Here is a 22,638-nt window from a genome sequence, read left to right on the forward strand (position 1 = left end):
CGGTCACAGCAAAACCGCGGGCGGGGGCATTAACCCTAGGTCAAGAAAATAGGTTGCGATCAGTTCTTTCAAGCGCGGTGACCCAGTACTTTCCTTCAAAATCAGGAGAGTTTCATGCGTTTGTCCCGGATAAGTGCGTTTGTCATACTGGCAGTTGCGACCGCGATCCTCATTGTCCCGACAGGCAGATCGCATGCTGCGGAAGTGGTGGGCTTCAGCGATTTGCGCTTCCGGCCGGGGACGATTGTCGTAAAAAACTCAGAGCGCAGCCTCTATCTTGTGCTGCGTGGCCAACGGGCGATCCGGTATCGCGTGGCGGTAGGAAAACGCAGCAAATCCTGGACGGGATCGGCGTATATCACGGCGAAATACGTCAAGCCCGACTGGTCGCCTTCGGCGGAAGTGCGGCGCGATTTCCCTCACTTGCCGGCGGTTATCCGCGGCGGGGCTCCCAATAACCCGATGGGTGTGGCTGCGATGACCCTCTCAAATGGAAACTACGCAATCCATGGGACCAACCGGCCGGGGTCCATCGGCCGCGCGGTTTCGTACGGCTGCATTCGCATGGCAAATCATGACATTCAGGACTTGTTTCAACGGGTTGGCGTGAGAACACCGGTCATCGCGATCCCGTAGGCGAAGTGAGCGAGCACCTTTGTTCGCCTCTGAGAAAACGCACGATGTTCTCAGTGATCGCAAGTCCGGACAGCTTGCCGCATTTACTTTCGTATTTTCGAAAGTAATGTGATGTCCGGATCACTTGTGGTCCGGTTTAGCACTCCGCCGGGGCTGTGTGCCCCAAACCGGCTCCGGTGGGGGCGCCCGTCACACCGTAGATGTTTCCTTACTCGTCGCAAGTGTCATATTCTGGCAGGTACTTCATCCACTTGTCGTTCAGCGCCTGCTCAAGATCTATGTTCCTATTCTTGCAGAACAGGAGAAGATGGGCGAACAGATCCGCAGCTTCCCGCTCAAGATCCTGCCGCAAGTCTTCGCCGGACCGGTTTCCGCATCGCGCCTGGCCTGTGCACTTCAAATCAGCGGCCGCAAGTTCCCCGAGTTCCTCGGTCAATTTCGCAAGATACCAGCCTCTGTCACGTTCAATGGAATATTGTTCAGCGTAAAGGTCTGAGACGTGTGCAACATCTTTTACAAGTTCGGGCAATGGTCTTGGCGTTTTCGGCATAATGTCCAACGCTGGTAAGGTTACAGCCAATTCCGGGGCGCGTGGCCATTGTCAGCCTTTGAAACAGACAAGGCTTTTGCGAGATCTGAAACGGCATCCAAAGAGTGAGCGGCTCGAAATTCATCAACGTGCGGTAGCATAGCCCGAATTCCCTTGGCTTTGGCCTCAAATCCTCCAAATCTTAGGAGGGGATTGAGCCAGACGAGCCTGCGGCACGACCGGTGCAGCCGATCCATCTCGCGATCAAGGTCTTCATCCGTGTCCCGTTCCAGCCCATCGGTAATCAACAGCACAGTCGGTTTTCCGGACAAAACCCGGCGAGACCACTGCCGGTTAAAGGCATGAAGCGCGGATGCAATGCGGGTGCCACCGGACCAGTCCTCAACACCGCTCGAACACGCTTCCAGCGCCTCATCCGGGTCTTTCATCCTGAGTTGCCTGGTGACGTTTGTAAGGCGGGTTCCGAACAAGAAAGTGTGCACATCCCGGCGCTCATCCGTAAGCCCATGCAAAAAATGCAGAAGCAGGCGCGAGTACTGGCTCATGGAGCCCGAGATATCACACAGGGCAACGAGAGGCGGCCGCTTTTCGGCGGGGCGCCGGAATTTCATGTCGATCATGTCGCCGCCGGCCCGCATCGACGCCCGCAACGTGCGTCTCGGGTCAATCCGTCCTCTTGGAGAGGGGACGAGACGCCGCAGGCGGATCTTGTCCATGGAAAGCGACATGGCCTGCAACGCCTTCTTTGCCTCTAGAACCTCTTCTGCAGTCATTTGCGCGAAGTCCTTGGTCTGGAGAAGCTCTTTGCCTGATACCGTGAACTTGGCGTCGACCTCGATTTCTGGCCGGGTTTCTTCCGCAACACGTTCCTTTGAAGCCTGGAAGGCTTGGGACACCCGCGTTTGCCCAGCCTTCGGTTTGTCCGGAGTGCCGCGCGGCGGAGCGACTGGCGAGAGGATCGCCAGCATCTTTTCGATCAAGCCGCGGTTTTGCCAGTAGATCCGGAAAGCCTCGTCAAACAGCACCTTGTGATCGCGTTTGCGCACGAAGACCGCATGGAGGGTCCAGTAGAGATCTTCCCGGTTTTCAATTCCAGACACTTCAACGGCTTGAACTGCATCCACAACGGACGCCGGACCAACAGGCACACCCGCCTTTCGCAGTGTCCGGGCGAAAAACACAATGTTATCCGTGATGCGTGAGCGCGGTGCTGGAGCCATCTTTGGAAATCTTCAAACCGCTGGCACGGACTGCGCCCTGGGAGCATCCTTCCGGATGTCATCAACGATCTGCCGGAGTTTCGATCCACGGACGCGCTCAATATCGTCTTGATATTTTAACAGCACGCCAAGCGTGTCGGAGGCCATGTCAGGGTCAAGAGCGATTTCGTTGAGCTCGGACAATGCTGTTGCCCAATCCAGTGTCTCGGCAACGCCGGGCTGTTTGAAGAGATCCTCTTCAGACCTGAGCTTTTGAACGAATGCCACCACGTCGGCGGCAAGGCGCTCCGACGCCCCCGGTACCTTCCGGCGAACGATCTCCAATTCCCGTTCGGCATCTGGATAATCAACCCAGTGGTACAGGCATCTGCGCTTGAGCGCGTCGTGGATTTCGCGGGTTCTGTTGGTGGTGATGATTACGATCGGCGGGGTGTCTGCCGTTATTGTTCCAAGTTCCGGAATGGAGACCTGATTGTCTGCCAGAACTTCCAGAAGAAAAGCTTCGAATGCTTCATCCGCACGGTCCAGCTCGTCAATCAGGAACACCGGCGCGGCACCGTTTGAAGATTCCAGCGCTTGAAGCACCGGCCGCTTGATCAGGAACCGTTCGTCAAAAATGGATTTCGAAAGATCCGCATGATCGGTCTTTCCGGCGGCTTCGGCCACCCGGATTTCCACCATTTGGGCCGGATAATTCCACTCGTAAACGGCGGACGCGATGTCCAAACCTTCATAACACTGGAGCCGGATCAAGTCTCTGCCGAGTGTTGCGGCAAGAACCTTCGCTATTTCGGTTTTTCCGACACCTGCTTCACCTTCGAGGAAGAGGGGGCGGCGCATTTTTAGCGCAAGATGAAGAACAGTTGCCAAGGACCGGTCCGCGACGTAGCCCGCGCCGTCCATTAAGCCAAGCGTGTCATCGATTGATGCTGGAAGCGGCGTCTGGCTCATGGGTCCCCCGGAAAGTGTTTTGTCAATTCAGCCATATAGGGCTGTTGAGCTGAAAGCCACACCGAACGTCGCCGTGCAAGTGTTCCCCCTAATGTCCCAGCTCAAGCTGACCTTCTATAAAAAGGCGGGATGATTCAAGAGAGGGAGACCCATATGTGCAACAGGATCGCCTTGGCCATCTGCATGATGTTGAGCAGTTGCCAGTTGGCTTTGGCCGGCGGGGGAGCTTATCCAAGTGACCCGGCAAGCTTGGCCAGCGGCCGCGAACTTGCCGAGATTCATTGTGCGTCCTGTCATGCAGTGGCAGTGGATGACGTCAGCGCGCAACCGGGCGCCCCGGCGTTCCGGAACCTGTCGGATCGATATCCCCTGGAAAGTCTGGAAGAAAGTTTGGCCGAAGGCATTGTGACCGCGCATGGAAACATGCCGGAAATTGCCTTTGAACCAGATGACATTGATGATTTTCTGGGCTATTTGACCTCCATCCAGTCAAACTGAATACAAGTCTTGTGCAGCAGGTCCGTCCTGTTAGCAGTCGGTGGCTATTGCTGCTAAAATACTGATTTGTCGAAGTCTTTTTCGAATAATGGTTATTGGTTAACCTGTTAGGCGTGAAACTTTTCTTTTGAAGAAAGGACGACCGCGCATGATCAGAGAAAATGACTTTGAAAAACGGCTTCTGGGCTACGGACTTCTGACTGCCGAAATCCTGTACCAGCTTCCAGATCATCCGAAACTTCTTCAAAGCTTCGTTTGGCAGACCGAAGATCTGGCGCCGAAGTTTCCGGAGCTCACCCGTTTTCTGTCATTTTGGGAACGCGAGATTGACGGCCCGATCCATACTGTCCGGATTGCGCATCAAAACCTGATCCAGCCTGCCGAGTTCCGGTACGCCGATGGGGAAATCGTGATGCACTGAAGCTGATCGATTTTGAAGGGGCCGAGCATCTTCGGGGGCTTCTATATAAGCGCCCGATGCTCCAAGGATTCGACGCACGCGCTGATACGGTTCCCAAGGAAGCAGCGAACCTCCCGAGGCTACGAGGAGGTTGGTACTCTTTTCCTTAGTCCGCGCCGCGCCGCATCGGCAGGCCCAGTCCCGCGCCTTCCCTTAAGACGCTTTTGGCCTCGGGCGTGAAATCCGAGCCATCATCCGTGTGGATGACGAATCCGGACAGCAATTGCAGGGGCGCTTTGCTGGAGCGGACGGCGCGCACGAGTATCCGGGTCGCAGGTGCATTGGACCTCGGACGAAGGGGTAGGACGTCAATTGCGCCAAACCTGCCCTTGAGTACGCCTAAAAGCTCCTGAAGACCTTCGGCGCGGAAAATCATGGTCAGTGTCCCGCCTTGCCTGACAATGTCGGTGGCGGTCTTTACCCACGGCTCGAGTCCGCGTTCGTCGAGCATATGGGCCCCGGCACGTGCCGAATTTGGCGAGGCGCGGAAGTGTCCAGCCGGATAGTAGGGCGGGTTCATGATCGCATGATCAGCGAAGGAGGATGTCAAGCCGGACAGATGGCGCTCGCTGCCCTTGGCGGTGATGTCGGCCTGAAGAACCGAAACACGGCAGGAAAAGGCGGCATTGGCCGGATCTTTCAACCCGCGTTCGGCAAGGTTGAGAGCCGCTTCATCCAATTCCACCAGACTGACCTTGATCTGCGGAAGTCTCGAAGCGGCACAAAAACCTGCGGTTCCGACGCCCGCTCCAAGATCCACCACATGGCCGCTTACACTATCGGGCAGGGCTGCTGCGAGATAAACGGCATCAAGACCGGCCCGGTGGCGGCCGCGTTTCGGCTGGTGGATGTAGACCTTGCCGCCCAAAAATGCGTCGTGGCTGACATCCTCATCAGCGATCGTGACCGCATCGTCCATGTCAACTGCCCCCGGAATGCGGGCGCAGCTCGTGGGCAAGGCCTGCGTCTGTGATCAACATACGCGCTTTTTGCAGTTGGTCTGAATCGACCAGAACCCGCCTGGGAATCATTGCCAGCGACCCCTCCAGAATGCTCATATTGCCATCTGCGACAAAATGCTTGATCCCCGCATCGTCGAGAATGGACTCCAGGAATGAGATCAGCACGGGATCATTTGTTCTGACAATTTCTTCCATGAAAATCCCAACCTAGGTTCATTTTCCGGTGGCTAGATGAATATTGCCAGTTCAACTGGCGTTGTCCAAAACCAGCTGTTTGCGCCATTTCTACAGTTTGTCAATGGATTGCCGTCTTGCCCCGGACGCGTTCGCGCCATATTGTCCGCACAAATCATAATGGGAGTGCCGTAAGTGGCCGTGGTCGCAACTTTGTCAGACAATCCGTCCCCGTCGCCAAGCATACAGCCGCTGGTGGATATTGTTTCCGGGGGTATGGCTGAGGTCAATGAACTCATCCTGTCCAAGGCCGGCTCCAACGTGGAGCTGATCCCCGAAATCGCGAAGCATCTGATTTCATCTGGCGGCAAGCGTCTCCGTCCCATGCTGACACTGGCCTGTGCGGATATGTTCGGGTATCGCGGAAACGGACATGTGACCCTCGCAGCCAGCGTTGAGTTCATGCATACGGCCACGCTGCTTCATGACGATGTTGTTGATGAAAGCGACATGCGCCGCGGAAAGCTTGCGGCCCGCAAGCTTTGGGGCAACCAGGCCAGCGTGCTGGTCGGCGACTATCTGCTTGGACAAGCATTCAAGATGATGGTGGATGTCGGGTCTCTTGAAGCGCTGCGTATTCTCTCGGAAGCTTCGGCAATTATCGCGGAAGGCGAGGTTCTGCAGCTGGGCGCTGCGAAGAACATCAATACCAGCGAAGCGGATTACCTGCGGGTGATCGAGGCCAAAACCGCGGCGCTGTTCGCAGCTGCAGCGGAAGTCGGTCCGGTGATTGCCGGTCAGGATGCGCCTATGAAAAAGGCGGCCCGGACCTACGGTATGGAGCTTGGATATGCGTTCCAGCTCGTCGACGACGCCCTTGATTATGGCGGCTCGGCATCGGATCTTGGAAAAGACATTGGTGATGATTTCCGTGAAGGAAAAATCACGTTGCCTGTTGTCCTTGCCATTCAACGCGGAAGTGATGCCGATACTGCCTTCTGGAAACGTTGTCTGGAAGGCGAGGGGGTATCTGACGCGGATCTGGAGGAAGCGATTTCGCTTCTCAAGAAGTACGACGCTCTTTCCGATACGATCGAACGTGCACGGACTTATGGCCAGAATGCGCTGGACGCTCTTGATGCCTTGCCATCAGGACCTCACAAGGATGCGCTCGCGGATGCCGTGGCCTTCTGCATATCCCGCGTGAGCTGATGGCCGTAAGGTGCTGAACCAGGATTCGAAATCAGTTCGCAGGCAAAGCTTGCCCGGGCGGGCGCTTCAAGTCCTGGTTTAAGTTGATGCCGGAGCCGTCAGCCCTTTGATTTGCGTTATTCACGCGAGGGGACCAGAGGCAACCCACCAATCCGGATGATTTGCCCGGATTTCCCGTTCCAGGGGAATGGCTTCGTTCAGCGGGCACAGGGCGAAGCAAGTCGCACCTGATCCGGACATGCGGGCCATCTTGATCCGGCGGTCTTTTTCCAGTTCTGTAAGTACTGTGCCAATGGCGGGGCAAAGATCGATGGCAGCTGTTTGCATGTCGTTCCGGCAATCTGCCAGGTAGCTCGCCAGAGCTTCAAGGTTGTCAAACTGTTCGGGACGGTCCGGCAAACCGGCATTGTCCCGGTTGGCAAGCGCCTTGAAGATTGCAGGAGTTGAAACCTGCTGTTTCGGATTGACAAGAATGATGCCTGCCTCCGGTAGAACCGGACCGTCTTGAAGGCTGTCGCCAATTCCCCGCATGATCTGGCTCTGCGGCTGCAGGCAGACTGGAACGTCCGCCCCAAGGCTTAAGGCGAGGGAATGGAGTGCTTCCTCATCCAAAGAGACTTCGCAGGCCTGCTCCAGCAATCTCAAGGCTGTTGCAGCATCACTCGACCCGCCGCCGATGCCCGAGGCAACTGGCAGCCGCTTGGTCAGGGTGAGTTTGACCTTAGGCAAGGCGATCGAAGCGGTCTCGGCAAAGCGCTTTGCTGCTTTTACAATCAGGTTGTCTTCGGAGCCGCCGACCAGGTCCCGCGCAAATGGACCGTCAACGACAAGCTCGAAGGTGTCCGCTGGCTCAACTGCGACCCGGTCGCCAATTTGCGGGAAGGCAACAAGCGAGTCGAGCAGGTGGTAGCCGTCTGCTCTTTGCCCTGTGATATGGAGCGCGAGATTGACCTTTGCCCGGGCGAGACTGGCCCGGCAAGCCGGTGATCTTTGGGCTGTCATGTCGGAACGTGTCTAGCCGCCGTTATTGTCTGACTCAGCTTTTGCTGCATCCGTGTTGGCGGTATCTGGCAGTCCATTTGCAATTTTGTCCAGGATCTTGGGCAGCTCTTTCTCATCCGGATCAAGGTCACGGGCATGGTTCCATTGGAACCGGGCCTCGTTCCGGCGGCCGACCATCCAGTAGGCGTCTCCGAGGTGATCATTGATCACCGGATCCGAAGGGCGGAGCGCGATGGCTTTTTCGAGTTCGACCACTGCTTCTTCGTACCTTCCGAGCCGGAAATAGACCCATCCAAGGCTGTCGACAATGTAGCCATCCGTCGGCCGCAATTCGACAGCGGTCTTGATCATCTCCAGCGCCTCATCGAGCTTGAGGCCTTGGTCAACCAGTGAATAGCCAAGGTAATTCAGCACTTGAGGCTGGTTTTCTTCAAGCTCCAGGGCCTGGCGGAAATCCGCTTCGGCAAGATCCCATTTTCCAAGACGCTCGCGCGCAATGCCGCGGAAATAGAACGGGATCCAGTGCTGCTGCTTGATTTCGTTGATTGTGTCAAGACCGGCCGTGTAGACCACTTCGGCTTCGTCATAAAGCTCGTGGGACCGCAGAATATTGCCCAGCGCGATCCCGGCTTCCAGGTCGCCCGGATCTTTTGCAATCAGTGCCTCAAGATGAGCCCGTGCTTCATCAAGTTGATCCAACGCATTGTAATTGATTCCGATTTGGATTTCGGCTTCGCGTTTCAATGCACTGTCATCCGGGACCATGGACAGGGCTTCAATCGCGCGCTCTGGCTGGTCAATCCGCTCAAACAGGCTGCCGAGCGCAACGGCTGCGAACTCAGCGTCCGGATCAAGAAAAAGCGCAAGCTGCAGATAGGAGGTGGATAGGTCTTCGCCGCCATCTCTGCCTATCACCGCGCCGAGGCCATAAAGGATCTCGGACATTCCGGCTGCAGGGTCTGTCACCATTGGCGGGATGACCGCCCCGCTTTCAATCGTCTCACGGGTTGCATCCAGTTTCGGGTGTCCGCGGAACCGTTCGTCGAATTGGTTCAGAACCGCAATGGCGTCGTCCTGCGCATCATTTGCTGCCAGAATTCTCGCGAAAGCATCGACGACACGAATTGCGCCCTGGTCGATGGCATAGGCGGATTCAATCGCTTCTTGAGCCGCATCGGTGCGGCCAGCAGCAAACAGAATATGCGCCTTGTGAGTCGCCTTGAAGACGTCGAACCATTCCGGGCCGTTCAGATTGTCGACAACGGATAGAGCCTCATCAATCTGGCCTTGCCCGTAAAGCGCCCAGGCGCGGGATATGCCAATTGAAAGCTGTGCAAGCGGGCCGTTCTGGCCGTGTTCCAGAATTTCGTTGGCAGACTTGTAATTCCCGGCAACCATTTCGCTGCCACCGAGCACGAGCTGCGACAGAAATCCGCTTACCCCTGCCTGCTGCAGGGAATCGGCATAAGTGAAAGCCTCTTCCACCTCACCATTTGCGAGTTTGAGCAGGAAGACACGTTCGATCAGCATCGTGTTGGTGGGATCAGCCGACAGTGATTCTTCGTAGAACGCGGCTGCGTGGCCATAGTCCTTTTCGAAACCTGCAAGCCGGCCGGCCAAATAGCTTCCCGAAAATGTCACAGGAAGATCAGAAGGGGTGCCGTATTCCGTGTCTGTTTCGGCTTGAGCGCTGGAAGGTTGCCAGGCAACAGATGTCATCAAAGCAGCTAACGCCAGTTTCGACAGGTATCTCGAGATTTTCGGCAGTTTTGCGGTCACTTGGTCTCTCGATCCTCGCACAGTCGCTCGCCCTCTTGGCCAATATTTTTGCAGTGTTGTCGGTGACAATGGCGTCTTTAAGGCTACGCGGCAAGGTGATCAGGATAACTTTCTGAGGGTTTAAATCCTTTTGATTTTGCCCGTCGTCGGTTTCTCTACGACTTAAGCGGTATGCGTCCCTGATTCCGTCAAATAGGGCTTGAAGCCTACCGCGCCCCGTAGCAGGAATGTGCGGTGCAAAAAAAAGAGGGCGGATCACCGTCCGGACTGGTGAGGAGGCTTCGACATGGCCAAATGGGTCTACACTTTCGGCAACGGATCTGCGGAAGGCGCCGCAGACATGCGCAATCTTTTGGGTGGGAAAGGCGCGAACCTGGCCGAAATGAGTGCCCTCGGCCTGCCTGTGCCGCCCGGATTTACGATTACGACAGAAGTCTGCACCTGGTACTACGAACACGGGCAATCCTATCCCGAGACCCTGAAGAACGCGGTTGCGCAAGCGCTCTCCACCGTGGGAACTGCCACCGGGCGCGTTTTTGGAGACCCGGACCGCCCACTACTGGTTTCGGTCCGGTCCGGGGCCCGCGTCTCCATGCCGGGTATGATGGACACCGTTCTCAACCTTGGCCTTAACGACCGGACAGTCGAGGCGATTGCCAGCGAGACCGGCGATGCACGCTTTGCCTATGACAGTTACCGGCGCTTCATCCAGATGTATTCAGATGTGGTTCTGGGGCTTGATCACCACGAGTTTGAAGAAGTCCTGGAAGACCACAAAGAGCGGAACGACCTGACGCTCGACACGGACATTACCGCGGAAGCCTGGCAGGGCATCATCGAGAAATTCAAGTCCCTTGTGGAAGAGGAGCTTGAAAGGCCGTTCCCGCAGGATCCGCAGGAACAGCTTTGGGGGGCCATTGGTGCCGTCTTCAGTTCCTGGATGACGCCCCGGGCTGTGACCTACCGCCGCTTGCATGAGATCCCGGGCGATTGGGGAACAGCGGTCAATGTTCAGGCGATGGTGTTCGGCAATATGGGAGAACGATCTGCCACTGGCGTTGCCTTCACCCGGAACCCTTCGACCGGTGAAAACACGCTTTACGGTGAGTTCCTTGTCAATGCGCAAGGGGAAGATGTCGTGGCCGGCATCCGCACGCCGCAAGACATAACGGAAAAAGCGCGCTTGGAGGCGGGGTCCAGCAGCGCGTCGCTCGAAGCGCTCATGCCCGAGGCCTTTGCCGAATTCCAGTCCTACTGTTCCCAGTTGGAAAAGCACTACATGGATATGCAGGATCTCGAGTTTACCATTGAAAATGGCAAGCTCTGGATGCTGCAGACACGGGCCGGGAAACGCACGGCGAAGGCCGCGCTCAAAATCGCGGTCGACATGGTTGCCGAAGGCTTGTTGAGCGAAGAGAAGGCGATTGGCCGTGTTGAACCGGGCGCCTTGGATCAGCTTTTGCACCCGACAATTGACCCGAAAGCCGAGCGCGACATCGTCACGACCGGGCTGCCGGCGTCTCCGGGCGCAGCGTCCGGGGCCATCGTCTTCAGTTCGGATGCAGCGGAAGAAGCGAAGGCCGCCGGCCGCAAGACCATTCTCGTCCGTGTTGAGACGAGCCCGGAAGATATTCACGGGATGCATGCAGCCGAAGGTATTCTTACAAGCCGGGGCGGCATGACAAGCCACGCGGCCGTGGTTGCACGCGGCATGGGAAAGCCGTGTGTTGCCGGTGCCGGTACCTTGCGGATCGACTACCGCAACGGCGTGATTAATGTAGCGGGCCGCCAACTGAAGGAAGGTGATACGATCACCATCGATGGCGCGACCGGTCAGGTACTCACCGGCGAAGTGGCCATGCTTCAGCCAACGTTGTCCGGGGATTTCGGCATTCTGATGGGCTGGGCCGATAGGGTTCGCCGGATGAAAGTCCGCACCAATGCGGAAACACCTCAGGACGCCAAGGTCGCGCGCGACTTTGGCGCGGAGGGGATCGGGCTCTGCCGGACAGAACACATGTTTTTCGAGGGCGAGCGCATCATCGCTGTCCGGGAGATGATCCTTGCGGAAACGGAAGCCGGCCGCCGGGATGCACTGGCCAAGTTGCTGCCCATGCAGCGCAAGGATTTCACGGAGCTGTTCGAGATCATGCACGGGCTGCCGGTGACCATCCGGCTGCTCGACCCGCCGCTTCATGAGTTCTTGCCGAAGTCGGATGAGGAACTTGAAGAAGTGGCGAAAGCCATGGGGGCCGATGCCGATCTCCTGCGGGACCGGGCACTTGCGCTTGAGGAATTCAACCCGATGCTTGGCCACCGGGGCTGCCGGCTTCTTGTGTCTTACCCCGAAATTGCCGAGATGCAGGCAAGGGCCATTTTCGAGGCTGCGGCTGCTGCTGCGAAAACAACCGGTGCACCGGTTGTCCCGGAAATCATGGTGCCTCTCGTGGGCCTCAAGGGTGAACTGGATCTTGTCCGCCAGAGCATTGACGCCATGGCTGAGGCGGTCATGGCGGAAACTGGCACGACAATCAGCTTCCAGGTTGGAACCATGGTCGAGTTGCCGCGCGCTGCCCTGAAAGCGGCCGAAATCGCCCAGTCCGCAGAGTTCTTCTCGTTTGGCACCAACGACCTTACACAGACGACATTCGGCATTTCGCGCGATGATGCAGCCTCGTTCCTGGGAACCTATCAAAGACGGGGCATCATGGAGCAGGATCCTTTCGTCTCACTGGACACTGATGGCGTTGGCGAACTGATCCAAATTGCAACCGACCGGGGCCGGTCGTCGCGTCCTGAGATAAAACTCGGGATCTGCGGAGAGCATGGCGGGGATCCGTCTTCTATCGCGTTCTGCGAAAGCGTAGGTCTGGACTATGTGTCGTGCTCTGCTTTCCGCGTCCCGATTGCCCGTTTGGCGGCAGCTCAGTCGGCCCTGAAACACAAAAACTCCGGCTGAGGGCATGTTTCCAGACCTGGAAGAGCTGAGGTCGGCAGGCAAACGCACGTTGGCACGGGTCCTCACCAAGGTCGAGACCGGCTTTGGGGACCCTCAGACTGCGGCTTTTCTGGATCAGTCGGCGGCCAATCCGAAGGGCCACGTTCTCGGGCTCACGGGTCCGCCGGGAGTTGGCAAATCGACGCTTACGGATGCACTGATCCGGTTTTACAGGGCCTCTGGCAAACGGGTAGGTGTGCTGGCTGTTGACCCGTCTTCAATGCTGACAGGCGGCGCATTGCTCGGTGACCGTACCCGGCTTTCCGGGGATCCCGAAGACGACCATCTGTTTGTCCGGTCCATGGCAGCAAGAGACCGGTTGGGCGGTCTTTCCGATCACGCGGTTGCTGCGATTGTCGTGTTAAGGGCCGTGTGCGACCTGGTTCTGGTGGAAACTGTTGGCATCGGCCAGTCCGAGGGGGATTTGAAGCAGGTGGCCGACACGGTCGTCCTTTGCATCCAGCCCGGGTCTGGCGACAGCCTGCAGTTTATGAAGGCCGGCATCATGGAATTGCCCGATGTTGTTGCGGTCACCAAGTCGGACATGGGGGCGGTCGCAAGGCGGGCGGTCGCCGATGTTTTAGGCGCGTTGTCCTTGTCATCAGCTTTCGGCGACGACTGGAAAGTTCCGGTCTGCCTTGTATCCGCTGTTGGCGGGGAGGGGCTCCCGGAGCTTGTTGGCGAAGCTGATGCGCATATCGCATTCCTGATCGAAAGTGGCCAGCTTGGGCGGCGAAGACAGGCCCAGAAACAAAGCTGGTACGTCGATATGGTGCGGACGGAGTTCGGGAAAATGGGCGTTGACGCCAGCCGCATTGTTGACCCGGGCGGTGAGGCTGACCCGTCACGCGCGCCGTTTTCAGCATTCGCCGCGTTCTCTACAAGGCTGAAGAAAAAGCTGCTGAGCACTGCCAACGGTCATGATACCGATCAGAATTGACCGCGCTCACTAACCGGCGTTGAAGGCCAATCGGTCAAGCGCTTGGCGTGGTACGAGCACAGGAAGCCCATGAGAGATCCCGAACCCGGCTTGCCTTCAATTCCCACAAATTACGCCTTAGCGATTTTGGCCTCGTAGTAATAGTCCGGCCCGTCGGGGCCGTCGGTGCGCTCAAAATCCTCTAGGAATTTCCGCAGTGCAGCCTCATTCAAGGGTTTCGAAATGAAGTAGCCTTGCATGCGGTGGCAGCTGTGAGCTTGCAAAAAGCGGATTTGTTCAATCGTCTCAATGCCTTCTGCGACAATTGTCATACCAAGGGCTTTGCCAAGCTGGATAATCGACACGAGAATGGCTTCGGCTTCCGCATTGCCGTTCATGTCCGAAACAAAGTCCTTGTCGATTTTCAAGGTGTCGAACGGAAAACGCCTCAGATAACTGAGGCTGGAGTAACCGGAGCCGAAATCGTCCAGGGCAACTTTGACTCCGAGGTTTTTCAGGCGCCGCAATGACTTCAGAACCGTGTCGTTCCGTCCTGCAAAAACCGTCTCTGTGACTTCGATCTCAAGCCTCTGCGGGGGCAGATTGTTTGCCGCCAGGATCGCCATCACCTTCTCGACAAACCGCGGATGCTTGAACTGGTTCGGCGATACGTTGACCGACATGCTGAGGCTCGGCCATTCATGCGCCTTGGCGCAGGCCTTGTTGAGGATCCAGAGGCCCAGGTCGTTGATCAGACCGGTTTCCTCGGCAACCGGGATAAACTGAGACGGTGGAACCACGGTTCCGTCCGGCTTCGTCCAGCGGGCCAGAGCCTCAACTGACACGATGCTCTTGGCATACGTATCGGATTGCGGCTGATAGGCAAGATCCAGCTCGTCAAACTTCATTGCCAGGCGCAATTCGCGCGACAGCTTGTCCTTTGACTGAACGTGATCTTCCATCGTGGGCTCAAAGAACGAGCGGCGGTTCCGGCCATTTTCCTTGGCATCATAAAGCGCAATATCTGCCCGCCGGAGGAGGTCGTCCGGGTCTGTGCCGTCCCGGGGCGACACGGCGGCGCCCATGGAAAGGCTTGCGTGAAGCTCACGGCTGCCGATCTTGATGGGCTGGGCGATTTCGTCCTGGACCTTGTCCAGGATGTGATCGAGCCACTCGTCATCCACACAGTTGCGGATCAGCATGGCGAACTCGTCACCGCTGATGCGGGCCACAAGGCTGCCGTCGGGAACCACGCTGTGGAGCCGCCCTGCAATGGCGGCAATGACCTTGTCACCGGCCGAATGGCCAAGCGTATCGTTGATATCCTTGAAATGATCGAGATCGATATAGACCACGGCCGTTTCGGTGCCGTTTTCAGTGCCTTGTTCAAGCGTATCTGAGAGCAGTCTGTGAAAATGAGACCTGTTGGGCAGTCCGGACAGGGCATCGTGGCGGGCCGTGTGGATGGCCTGCTGCTCGCTTTTTGCAAGCCTCCTGGTCATGTGCCTCGTAAAGAACGCAACTGCGATGACCACAGCGGCAATCATCGATGCGGCCACAACCAGATACGGATTAATGCGCTGCAGCAGTTGGCTGCCCGGCCGGTTGGCGTTCCACGCGACCACGCCGATTGTGTCCCCGCGGGGATTGGTGAGCTGATATTGGCCGATACCTGGCCGGTCAATTTGGCGGTTTGCTATCACGAAGCCGGCGAGCCCGGTCATTTCGGAAATTTCTGCAAGGCGTTCGCCCCTCAAGGGGACCATGCTGACCAGAACCGCCGGGGGGCGCCGTTCTGAGATAACGGTCTGGATCTGCTGCATGACGGCGGCGGCGCTGAAAAGATAAGGCTCACCGGCAAGGCTCAACACGCCCGTTTCAGCTATTGAATGACCGGAATTGCTTGTGTGGGGCACGAAACTGTAGAGGCCGCTCGGCGTCTTGCGGAATGTATTTATGTAGCGGGCCCGCACTTTCGCAATGGCTGGCCGCATCTGATTGAGCAGATCCTCATTCATCCAACGGTCAGTATGGTTCTGCGCGTAGATGAATTCCGGCTGATAATCGCGGTCAATCAGAACGGACTTTGTGAACCCGTGGTTTTGAAAAAGCCAGTGGGTCACGTTGTTGTAAAGCCAATAGGTATCCAGCTCGGCCGCATGAACACGGCGGTAGGCTTCATCCCAGACAGCGACGCCGACCTGCTGCTTGACCATGTAATTGCTGGTGAGCTGGAGGGCGCCGCTCAGCAGGTTTGCTTCTGAATCCCGCGCGCTTTCATCCGATATCCGGGCGGACCAGTGCATCAAGCCGAAGATGCTGACGACAGATACAAATACGATCACAACCATCGGGATAATGATCGTGTTGGCGATTTGACTGCCCGAAATGTTAGACGTCTTTAGCATGTACTGATCCAGCTATACTGGTCAGAGTATCAATCAAGGCCGTTAAAGAATGCCCCAAATTGTTGGTAAAAAAAGTCTTTATTAATAGTGTGTGCGCCGGTGGTTTATCAGGCGTGATAAGGTATTAAGCTTGTATTTTCTAACGGTTCATCCTTCCTTTCCGGGCAAGAGGTTGGTTTTGAAGGAGAGCTTTTTTATTGAAGACTGCTCAGCATTTTCAATAATTATTCTATAATAGACTTGGAAGTTTCAGTTTCGTTTTGTGAGACGGTTAGATTTCCATTGGCCTAGATTAGCTGCAAACCCCGAAAACTGATGTTTGACCTTAGGCCGATGATGATATGGTCGTGAACTTCGACGCCCAAGGGTTTGGCGATGTCGACAATCTGACGAGTCATTTGAATGTCAGCCCGTGATGGCGTTGGATCGCCGGAGGGGTGGTTGTGAACCAGTATGATCGCTGTCGATGCCAATTCGATTGCGCGGCGGATCACTTCTCTTGGATAAACGGGTGTATGATCAACCGTCCCGATTTGCTGAACCTCGTCGGCGATAAGACCGTTCTTCTTGTCCAAAAACAAAACTCTGAACTGTTCGCGGCTGTCCAGCTCCATTGAGGCCTGAAGGTATTCAGTTACTTTCGACCAGGAATCGAGGAGCTTGCGCTCTTTCAGCTCCGCCATGTGATACCGCGCGATGGCCGCATGAACGGCTTGCAACGTGTCGATGCTGATGTCGGATAAGCCTTTGACTTCCTTAAGCCGCGCCCGTGGAGCCGCCAAAGCGGCCGGGAAGGAGCCGAACCTTTTCAAGAGTGCCTTCGCGATAGGCTTGGTGTCCTGGCGGGGCAGGGCGGAAAATAACAAGAATTCCAGAAGCTCATAGTCAGCGAGTCCCTGCTCGCCGGTTTTACGGAAACGGTCCCTCAGTCTTTGCCGATGGCCCTTGCGGTCGTCTATCTCCGGTGTTTTTTCCGCAAAGCCGTTCCGGTGGTCGCTCATCAGGCTCCTGTGTTGTCTGGACGTCCTGGTTTGTGGATACCGCTTGGCGATGTTGTGAATATCTGGCAGCCCTCGGCCGTAATTCCAATGGAGTGCTCGAATTGAGCCGACAGGGACCGATCCCGGGTCACTGCGGTCCATCCGTCACTCAGGACTTTCACATGGGGGCGGCCGATATTCACCATCGGTTCGATTGTGAAAATCATGCCGGGTTTCAGTTCAACGCCTTCGCCAGGCCGTCCGTAGTGGAGGATATTCGGTGTGTCGTGGAACAGGCGCCCGAGCCCGTGTCCGCAAAAATCACGCACAACCGAACAGCGTTCGGCCTCCACGAATGTCTGGATCGCAGCGCCGATATCCCCTGTAGTATTGCCGGGTTTCGCCGCCTGAATGCCGCGCATCAGCGATTCGTACGTTACATCGATCAGCCGTTCGGCTGCACGTTTGACCTCTCCAACCGGATACATCCGGCTGCTGTCCCCATGCCAGCCGTCGAGAATGAAGGTTACATCGATATTGACGATATCGCCTTCGCGCAGGCCTTTGTTATTGGGAATACCGTGGCAGACCACATGATTGATCGAGGTGCACGATGACTTCGTGTAACCGCGGTAATTCAGCGTTGCCGGTATTGCATTGTTATCGAGGCCGTATTGGAACACGAAATCGTCGATTTCCTGCGTGGTGACACCGGGCTTGATCATGGCTGCAATATCGTCGAGGCAGCGGGCCGTGAGTTGTCCGGCGCGCATCATGCCCTCAAAGTCTTCGGGTCCGTAAAGGCGGACTTGACCGGTATTTTTCAACGGGGCATCAGCGGCGTCGATATAGGTGACCATTGAGTGTTCTGTCTCGCAGTTGGCGGAGCCCTTGGCGCGAATGCGGCTACCGCATCTTGGCATGTCTTCTTCCGTTCACATACAGCTCATGCGGGCAGATTTCCAGTTTATGGTCCGCGAAAGTCACTGCGGCGTGGAAACAGGTGAATACCGCTTGCGAAATGTTGAGGTGCCCGCTTGCCTAAACCGGCGCGGACGGCTAGGTGAAGACAAACAGCGGGCGTGGTGGAACTGGTAGACACAAGGGACTTAAAATCCCTCGGCCCTAGGCTGTACGGGTTCGAGTCCCGTCGCCCGCACCAAATCATCAAAAATTTCTTTTCTTTTTAGGCCGAGCGCCTTTTGGCCGACGCCCGGACCTGTGTTTGCGAGAACGCGTGCAGGCGGTTGCGCAATTCCCCCACTGGAACCGGCGGACAGCAGAAGTAGCCTTGCACACCGTCGCAGCCAAGGCTGCTTGTGAGCCCATACTCTCCGTCTGTTTCCGCGCCCTCCGCAATCACCCGGAGGCCAAGCCCTTTTCCAAGGTCGACGATTGCTTTGAACAGCTCTGACTTTGACACCTTGCTGTCCGCATCGGTCAGGAAAGCCCGGTCGATTTTCAGCTCCTGGAAAGGCAAACGGTGGAGGTAGCTGAGCGAGGAGTAACCAGACCCGAAATCGTCCAGGGAAAGCTGGACGCCAATGTCCTGGAGTTCCGACAAGATGTCGAGAACACGTTGCTCACTGGTGTCCACGAAGACATTTTCGGTGACTTCAAGGCACAAGCTGTTTGCAGGAACCCCGTGAAAGCTCAGGATTTCGCGAACCTGTTCGGCAAATGACGACTGGCGGAACTGGATCGGGGAGACATTGACGGACACCTGGTTGAAGTCGAACCCCTCAGCACGCCAGATCGCGATCTGGCGGCAGGCCTCTTCAAGGACAAAGTGGCCGACATCCAGGACCAAGCCTGTCTTTTCAGCAATTGGAATGAAGTTGCTGGGTGGAATATAGCCGCCTTTTTCGCTCGGCCAGCGGATCAGGGCCTCCAGGCCTATGAGCCGTCCGTCTTGTGGCCTGAACTGAGGCTGATAGTGAAGCTCAAGCTGCTTGGTTCTGATGGCCGCCCGCAAAAGCGTCTCCAGCAGCATGTCCGACTGAACCTTTTCGTTCATCGGCGCGGAGAAAAATTCGTAGCTGTTTACATCCTTGGATTTGGCTGCCCTGAGCGCCAGACCGGCAATACGGTGGGCCGTCTCCGCATCATCTGCATCCTGGGGCAGAAGCGCGATCCCGATACACGGATCAACACGGATTTCGCCTTCCTCAAGCTGAAAGGGAACGGAGAGCATTTCCAGCGCTTGAATGGCCCGGTCTTCCGCCAGCGTTCCCTCTTCGTCACAGGGCAGCAAGATGCAGAAGTCATCTGCCGAAATGCGGGAGATCTTGGCATTCCGGCCAAACGTGCGCACAAGCCTTGCGTAGGCTTGGAGCAGAACGCGGTTACCTACTTGCTGGCCAAATGTGTCGTTGATTTTGGCGAAACCGCTGAAGTCCAGATGAATGAGCGAGAAGCACCGGCTTGAGGTCCGTGTCTCTTTGAGGGCCGCATTCAATTCGGAGAAATACCGCGTGCGGTTCCCGGCCATGGTGACCGGATCCGTATAGGCCAATTTGTGGAGCTTGTCCTGGAGCTCCGTCACCTTGACCAAACCTTGTGCAAGATGGCCGATTTCGTCATGGCGGTGGGTGAACGGCACGCGCCCGGCCAACCGGCCGCCCGCAAGCTGGTCAGCTGTTTCCGCCAGGCTGACAAGCGGTTTGAACTCGGTCCGCAGCAAAAGAATGCCAACAAGACTTGCGAAAACCACAATAATGGCGGCTGCGAGAAGAAGACGTGCCTTGTGCCGGTTCTTTGCTGTGCTGAGATCGTCAATCCAGCCAACATCGACTGCGAGCGCCCCCTTGAGCGTGTCCGCACCGGTCATGATCGGCATAATATAGGCAAGGCGCATCCGGCCCTGTACGGGCACGTTGCCGATATATCTCTGTCCGTTGGACAGACTTTCAAACGCGGGATGGCCGGATGATATGGAAAACGGCGGTGGCGGGCCTCCGTCAGGCGCCCGGAATGTCGAGGCGAAACGGTTGAACGCCTGGTCTTGCTCCGACCAGCGGAACATGTTCGCAGCGCCCTGATTTGCCCGCCCGATGGTCGCAAGAAGATCGTCGAGCGCACCACTGTGGGTCAACGTCCGCTCATCCGCATCGTCTTGTAGTGTCAACAAAAGCGGCTGACCGTCCTCATTCAGCACCGGCTTTAGAGCGTCGTCGGCCCCATAACGCATCAGCGCCGCGGCGGTCCGCGCAGCTCGATCAATCCGGATTTTTGCATTTTCTGTCGTGGCCGTGGTGAGTTCGTAATAGCCAAGGCCGGATACAAGACCAATAGTGCCGAGTACCATAATGACTAAAATTGCAGCGATCCGGAATACAAGCGAGTGTAGTCCAAACCTAGGAATGGCGACGTATCCTTGTTAATTTCACCTATAAGGCGATGATTGTCGCATGGACACGCTGAAGTAATTGTTAAGGTGACTTCGGATCTGTTTCTCAATAAGTGAAATTTCAGGGATTGCGGCCGGGCGGTACGGCGCTGCTTGCAGTTTTGGCCGGCCAACCGTGCGGGCAGCCCGGGCGGCAGACTGTTTGATCAATCGTGAACTTTGGGGAACGGAGAGCGGAAAGCGTTGGAAATTCGGCTCAAACGGGTTAGGACCTTGAGTCCGTGTGGATCAACCTGTCATCGGACCACATCGCACTAACCATCGGGGCGCGCCTGCTTGATTTCTTTCCGACCCGTTTTGAATGTCCTCGGCTTTCTGTATGTCGGCCTTGCCACCGCCATGCTGATCCCGGCAATTGTTGATGTGGCACAGAAGAACGCCGATTGGCAGGCTTTCGTCTTCTCCGCACTGCTGACCGGCATGATCGGCATGCTCTTGTCCCTTGCCGTTGGCGGCACGCTGAAAGACGGGCTCGACACCCGCCAGACCTTTATTTTGACCACGCTGGCCTGGGCAACCCTGCCTGCATTTGGGGCACTGCCCTTCCTGTGGCTCGGCATTGGCTATGCGGATGCAGTTTTTGAGGCGGTTTCGGGCTTTACAACGACAGGGTCCACCGTTCTGACCGGTCTGGACAGCCTGCCGCCGGGCCTTTTGGTGTGGCGTTCGATCATGCAGTGGATGGGTGGGGTCGGCATCATCGTTATGGCGATCGTTCTGCTGCCCTTTCTGCGGATTGGCGGAATGCAGTTGTTCCAGACGGAGAACTCCGACCGGTCCGAGAAGATTGTCAGCCGGTCGGTCGAGCTGATCCGGCTGCTCGGCCTTGCCTATGTTTTTCTGACTGTGTTGTGCATCGCCGCCTATCTGGCGACAGGCATGACGCTTTTTGATGCCTTCAACCACGCCCTGACAACGATTGCGACCGGTGGCTATTCCACCAAAGATGAGTCCTTTGGATATTTCACCAACCCTGCATCCGGCTGGGTGGCGATTGTGTTCATGATCATTGGCGCCTTGCCATTCGTTTTGATTATTCAGGCCTTGCGCGGGCATCCCCTGCAGCTGTGGCGGGATCCGCAGGTGAGGGCGTTGCTGGGGTTCCTGGCGATTGTTTCGCTGACCCTGACCATCTATCTCGGCCTCGAGATGCGGTTCCCGTTCGATGAAGCGTTGTTGCGCGCAACATTCAACGTGGTGTCGATTGTCACCGGAACAGGCTACGCGCTGGGCGATTTTTCCCAGTGGGGCGCGCCGGTTGTTGGGATCTCGCTGCTGCTGATGTTCGTGGGCGGCTGTACCGGCTCCACCACGGGCGGTATCAAGATCTTCCGTTTCCTTGTCTTCTTTGGAACGGTCCGGGCGCATTTGCGGCGGATGGTCCGCCCGCACAGGATTATGTCAGAAGAGTATTCGGGAACCCGCCTAACGCCGGAATTGTCCTTTTCGGTTTTGGCTTTCCTGGTGCTTTACATGGGATCGGTCGGGATCATTACCGTGGCGCTGTCGTTCTTTGATCTTGATCTCGTAACTGCGATTTCAGCTGCGGCAACTTCGGTTGGTAATGTGGGGCCGGGTCTGGGAGACGTGATCGGCCCGGCTGGACATTTTGCGCCCTTGCCCGATGGTGCCAAATGGCTATTGTCCTTCGCCATGCTTGTTGGCCGTCTCGAGCTGTTTACAGTTCTGGTTTTGCTGGATCCGGATTTCTGGTCCAAGTAACCGGCCTGATGTTTTTCAAACCGTTCGAGCGTCCCACATGAAATTTCCAACACACCTTGTCAGCGGCCGGCTCGTCAAACGGTACAAGCGTTTTCTTGCCGACGTGGTTCTGGACGAAACCGGCGGCGAGGTGACAGCACACTGCGCCAATCCAGGTTCCATGATGGGTTTGAAAGAACCGGGATCGCGGGTCTGGCTCTCGGTCTCCGATAATCCGAAGCGAAAGCTCAAATACTCCTGGGAAGTCATTGAAGCCGATGGGGCACTGGTCGGCATCAACACAGCGCATCCAAACAAGCTGGTCGAAGAGGCCCTTCAGGCGGGGCTTATTCCGCAGCTTTCTGGGTTCAAGTCGCTCCGGCGGGAAGTGAAATACGGCAAGAACTCAAGGATCGACATATTGCTGGAAGGTGCTGACAACGCGCTCACATATGTTGAGGTCAAAAATGTTCACCTGATGCGCCAACAGGGCCTTGCCGAGTTTCCAGACAGCGTAACTGCACGCGGCGCCAAACATCTGGGTGAACTCGCCGACATGGTGCGGGAAGGCCATCGCGCTGCCATGGTGTTTCTGGTCCAACGGCCTGATTGCTCGAGGCTGGAGCTGGCCGATGATATCGACCCGACATATGCATCCGCATTCGCAGCTGCCAAAGATGCGGGCGTTGAGGCCTACGCAATCGGATGCGAGGTCACGCTTGACGGGATTGTTGCCAACAAAATCGTAGACCTTGGAAGTTAGAGCCTCGCGGGCGGGG

The 22,638-nt window shown here is 56.7% G+C and carries 19 protein-coding genes and 1 tRNA gene; 9 read left to right on the forward strand and 11 right to left on the reverse strand.

Going from position 1 to position 22,638, the window contains the following annotated elements; translation table 11 throughout:
- The first annotated feature begins 114 nt into the window (after positions 1–114).
- On the forward strand, positions 115–636 hold the full coding sequence (locus tag E1180_RS02435; protein ID WP_155189495.1) for a L,D-transpeptidase: 522 nt from the start codon (positions 115–117) through the stop codon (positions 634–636).
- A 208-nt stretch (positions 637–844) separates the two neighbouring features.
- On the opposite strand, the gene E1180_RS02440 is transcribed toward E1180_RS02435, so the two are convergent.
- The 3 genes from E1180_RS02440 to E1180_RS02450 are packed head-to-tail and all read right to left on the reverse strand — an operon-like array spanning position 845 to position 3,357.
- A complete protein-coding gene (locus E1180_RS02440; RefSeq protein ID WP_155189496.1) occupies positions 845–1,186 on the reverse strand; it encodes a pyrophosphohydrolase domain-containing protein in 342 nt (113 codons plus the stop codon).
- A 20-nt stretch (positions 1,187–1,206) separates the two neighbouring features.
- On the reverse strand, positions 1,207–2,406 hold the full coding sequence (locus E1180_RS02445) for a vWA domain-containing protein (protein ID WP_155189497.1): 1,200 nt from the start codon (positions 2,404–2,406) through the stop codon (positions 1,207–1,209).
- A gap of 12 nt (positions 2,407–2,418) precedes the next feature.
- Positions 2,419–3,357 (reverse strand): AAA family ATPase, encoded by a 939-nt coding sequence (locus E1180_RS02450; protein WP_155189498.1) that lies wholly within the window; start codon positions 3,355–3,357, stop codon positions 2,419–2,421.
- A gap of 153 nt (positions 3,358–3,510) precedes the next feature.
- Between E1180_RS02450 and E1180_RS02455 the strand changes: the two genes are divergently transcribed.
- Together E1180_RS02455 and E1180_RS02460 are read left to right on the forward strand one after the other, a co-directional pair.
- Positions 3,511–3,855, forward strand: a complete 345-nt coding sequence (locus E1180_RS02455) for a c-type cytochrome (RefSeq protein ID WP_208996867.1) — start codon at positions 3,511–3,513, stop codon at positions 3,853–3,855.
- 148 nt (positions 3,856–4,003) lie between these two features.
- Positions 4,004–4,276 carry an usg protein gene (locus E1180_RS02460; protein WP_155189499.1) on the forward strand — a complete coding sequence of 91 codons (273 nt, stop codon included), beginning with the start codon at positions 4,004–4,006 and terminating at the stop codon, positions 4,274–4,276.
- A gap of 145 nt (positions 4,277–4,421) precedes the next feature.
- On the opposite strand, the gene E1180_RS02465 is transcribed toward E1180_RS02460, so the two are convergent.
- Together E1180_RS02465 and E1180_RS02470 are read right to left on the reverse strand one after the other, a co-directional pair.
- Positions 4,422–5,234, reverse strand: a complete 813-nt coding sequence (locus tag E1180_RS02465; protein WP_155189500.1) for a tRNA1(Val) (adenine(37)-N6)-methyltransferase — start codon at positions 5,232–5,234, stop codon at positions 4,422–4,424.
- Between the two features lies 1 nt (position 5,235).
- Positions 5,236–5,472 carry a putative signal transducing protein gene (locus E1180_RS02470; protein WP_155189501.1) on the reverse strand — a complete coding sequence of 79 codons (237 nt, stop codon included), beginning with the start codon at positions 5,470–5,472 and terminating at the stop codon, positions 5,236–5,238.
- Between the two features lie 174 nt (positions 5,473–5,646).
- Between E1180_RS02470 and E1180_RS02475 the strand changes: the two genes are divergently transcribed.
- Positions 5,647–6,663, forward strand: a complete 1,017-nt coding sequence (locus E1180_RS02475) for a polyprenyl synthetase family protein (RefSeq protein WP_425280889.1) — start codon at positions 5,647–5,649, stop codon at positions 6,661–6,663.
- Between the two features lie 120 nt (positions 6,664–6,783).
- Here E1180_RS02475 and E1180_RS02480 read toward each other — a convergent pair whose 3' ends face one another.
- Positions 6,784–7,665, reverse strand: a complete 882-nt coding sequence (locus tag E1180_RS02480) for a 4-(cytidine 5'-diphospho)-2-C-methyl-D-erythritol kinase (protein ID WP_155189502.1) — start codon at positions 7,663–7,665, stop codon at positions 6,784–6,786.
- A 12-nt stretch (positions 7,666–7,677) separates the two neighbouring features.
- Complete coding sequence (locus tag E1180_RS02485) at positions 7,678–9,444, reverse strand: tetratricopeptide repeat protein (RefSeq protein WP_208996869.1); 1,767 nt, start codon at positions 9,442–9,444, stop codon at positions 7,678–7,680.
- Positions 9,445–9,730: 286 nt separating this feature from the next.
- Here E1180_RS02485 and ppdK point away from each other — a divergent pair, with 286 nt between their 5' ends.
- A complete protein-coding gene (gene ppdK / locus E1180_RS02490) occupies positions 9,731–12,403 on the forward strand; it encodes a pyruvate, phosphate dikinase (protein WP_155189503.1) in 2,673 nt (890 codons plus the stop codon).
- 4 nt (positions 12,404–12,407) lie between these two features.
- Complete coding sequence (locus E1180_RS02495; RefSeq protein WP_155189504.1) at positions 12,408–13,382, forward strand: ArgK/MeaB family GTPase; 975 nt, start codon at positions 12,408–12,410, stop codon at positions 13,380–13,382.
- A 110-nt stretch (positions 13,383–13,492) separates the two neighbouring features.
- Here E1180_RS02495 and E1180_RS02500 read toward each other — a convergent pair whose 3' ends face one another.
- The 3 genes from E1180_RS02500 to map form a co-directional block, all read right to left on the reverse strand.
- Positions 13,493–15,769 (reverse strand): bifunctional diguanylate cyclase/phosphodiesterase, encoded by a 2,277-nt coding sequence (locus tag E1180_RS02500; protein ID WP_155189505.1) that lies wholly within the window; start codon positions 15,767–15,769, stop codon positions 13,493–13,495.
- 287 nt (positions 15,770–16,056) lie between these two features.
- Positions 16,057–16,770: a RadC family protein gene (gene radC, locus E1180_RS02505; RefSeq protein WP_155189506.1), complete on the reverse strand. Its 714-nt coding sequence runs from the start codon at positions 16,768–16,770 to the stop codon at positions 16,057–16,059.
- On the reverse strand, positions 16,770–17,609 hold the full coding sequence (map, locus tag E1180_RS02510) for a type I methionyl aminopeptidase (protein ID WP_155189528.1): 840 nt from the start codon (positions 17,607–17,609) through the stop codon (positions 16,770–16,772). Before map ends, radC begins: the two co-directional genes overlap by 1 nt.
- A 216-nt stretch (positions 17,610–17,825) precedes the next feature.
- Here map and E1180_RS02515 point away from each other — a divergent pair.
- Positions 17,826–17,911, forward strand: a tRNA-Leu gene (locus E1180_RS02515).
- Positions 17,912–17,935: 24 nt separating this feature from the next.
- Here E1180_RS02515 and E1180_RS02520 read toward each other — a convergent pair.
- Complete coding sequence (locus E1180_RS02520) at positions 17,936–20,056, reverse strand: putative bifunctional diguanylate cyclase/phosphodiesterase (RefSeq protein ID WP_155189507.1); 2,121 nt, start codon at positions 20,054–20,056, stop codon at positions 17,936–17,938.
- 399 nt (positions 20,057–20,455) lie between these two features.
- On the opposite strand from E1180_RS02520, the gene E1180_RS02525 reads away from it, so the two are divergent.
- Positions 20,456–21,880 carry a TrkH family potassium uptake protein gene (locus E1180_RS02525; protein WP_155189529.1) on the forward strand — a complete coding sequence of 475 codons (1,425 nt, stop codon included), beginning with the start codon at positions 20,456–20,458 and terminating at the stop codon, positions 21,878–21,880.
- Between the two features lie 37 nt (positions 21,881–21,917).
- Positions 21,918–22,622 (forward strand): DNA/RNA nuclease SfsA, encoded by a 705-nt coding sequence (gene sfsA / locus E1180_RS02530; RefSeq protein WP_155189508.1) that lies wholly within the window; start codon positions 21,918–21,920, stop codon positions 22,620–22,622.
- The last annotated feature ends 16 nt before the right edge of the window (positions 22,623–22,638 follow it).

It is taken from the genome of Roseibium denhamense (assembly GCF_009711415.1).
Taxonomy (GTDB): Bacteria; Pseudomonadota; Alphaproteobacteria; order Rhizobiales; family Stappiaceae; genus Roseibium; species Roseibium denhamense.

What these genes read in the sequence shown, in the direction of transcription:
- E1180_RS02465 (WP_155189500.1), bottom strand. Translation starts at nt 5,234, where the DNA reads ATGGACGATGCGGTCACGATCGCTGATGAGGATGTCAGCCACGACGCA.
- E1180_RS02480 (WP_155189502.1), bottom strand. Translation starts at nt 7,665, where the DNA reads ATGACAGCCCAAAGATCACCGGCTTGCCGGGCCAGTCTCGCCCGGGCA.
- E1180_RS02460 (WP_155189499.1), top strand. Translation starts at nt 4,004, where the DNA reads ATGATCAGAGAAAATGACTTTGAAAAACGGCTTCTGGGCTACGGACTT.
- E1180_RS02495 (WP_155189504.1), top strand. Translation starts at nt 12,408, where the DNA reads ATGTTTCCAGACCTGGAAGAGCTGAGGTCGGCAGGCAAACGCACGTTG.
- E1180_RS02455 (WP_208996867.1), top strand. Translation starts at nt 3,511, where the DNA reads ATGTGCAACAGGATCGCCTTGGCCATCTGCATGATGTTGAGCAGTTGC.
- E1180_RS02500 (WP_155189505.1), bottom strand. Translation starts at nt 15,769, where the DNA reads ATGCTAAAGACGTCTAACATTTCGGGCAGTCAAATCGCCAACACGATC.
- E1180_RS02445 (WP_155189497.1), bottom strand. Translation starts at nt 2,406, where the DNA reads ATGGCTCCAGCACCGCGCTCACGCATCACGGATAACATTGTGTTTTTC.
- ppdK (WP_155189503.1), top strand. Translation starts at nt 9,731, where the DNA reads ATGGCCAAATGGGTCTACACTTTCGGCAACGGATCTGCGGAAGGCGCC.
- E1180_RS02435 (WP_155189495.1), top strand. Translation starts at nt 115, where the DNA reads ATGCGTTTGTCCCGGATAAGTGCGTTTGTCATACTGGCAGTTGCGACC.
- radC (WP_155189506.1), bottom strand. Translation starts at nt 16,770, where the DNA reads ATGAGCGACCACCGGAACGGCTTTGCGGAAAAAACACCGGAGATAGAC.
- E1180_RS02440 (WP_155189496.1), bottom strand. Translation starts at nt 1,186, where the DNA reads ATGCCGAAAACGCCAAGACCATTGCCCGAACTTGTAAAAGATGTTGCA.
- sfsA (WP_155189508.1), top strand. Translation starts at nt 21,918, where the DNA reads ATGAAATTTCCAACACACCTTGTCAGCGGCCGGCTCGTCAAACGGTAC.
- E1180_RS02470 (WP_155189501.1), bottom strand. Translation starts at nt 5,472, where the DNA reads ATGGAAGAAATTGTCAGAACAAATGATCCCGTGCTGATCTCATTCCTG.
- E1180_RS02520 (WP_155189507.1), bottom strand. Translation starts at nt 20,056, where the DNA reads ATGGTACTCGGCACTATTGGTCTTGTATCCGGCCTTGGCTATTACGAA.
- E1180_RS02450 (WP_155189498.1), bottom strand. Translation starts at nt 3,357, where the DNA reads ATGAGCCAGACGCCGCTTCCAGCATCAATCGATGACACGCTTGGCTTA.
- map (WP_155189528.1), bottom strand. Translation starts at nt 17,609, where the DNA reads ATGGTCACCTATATCGACGCCGCTGATGCCCCGTTGAAAAATACCGGT.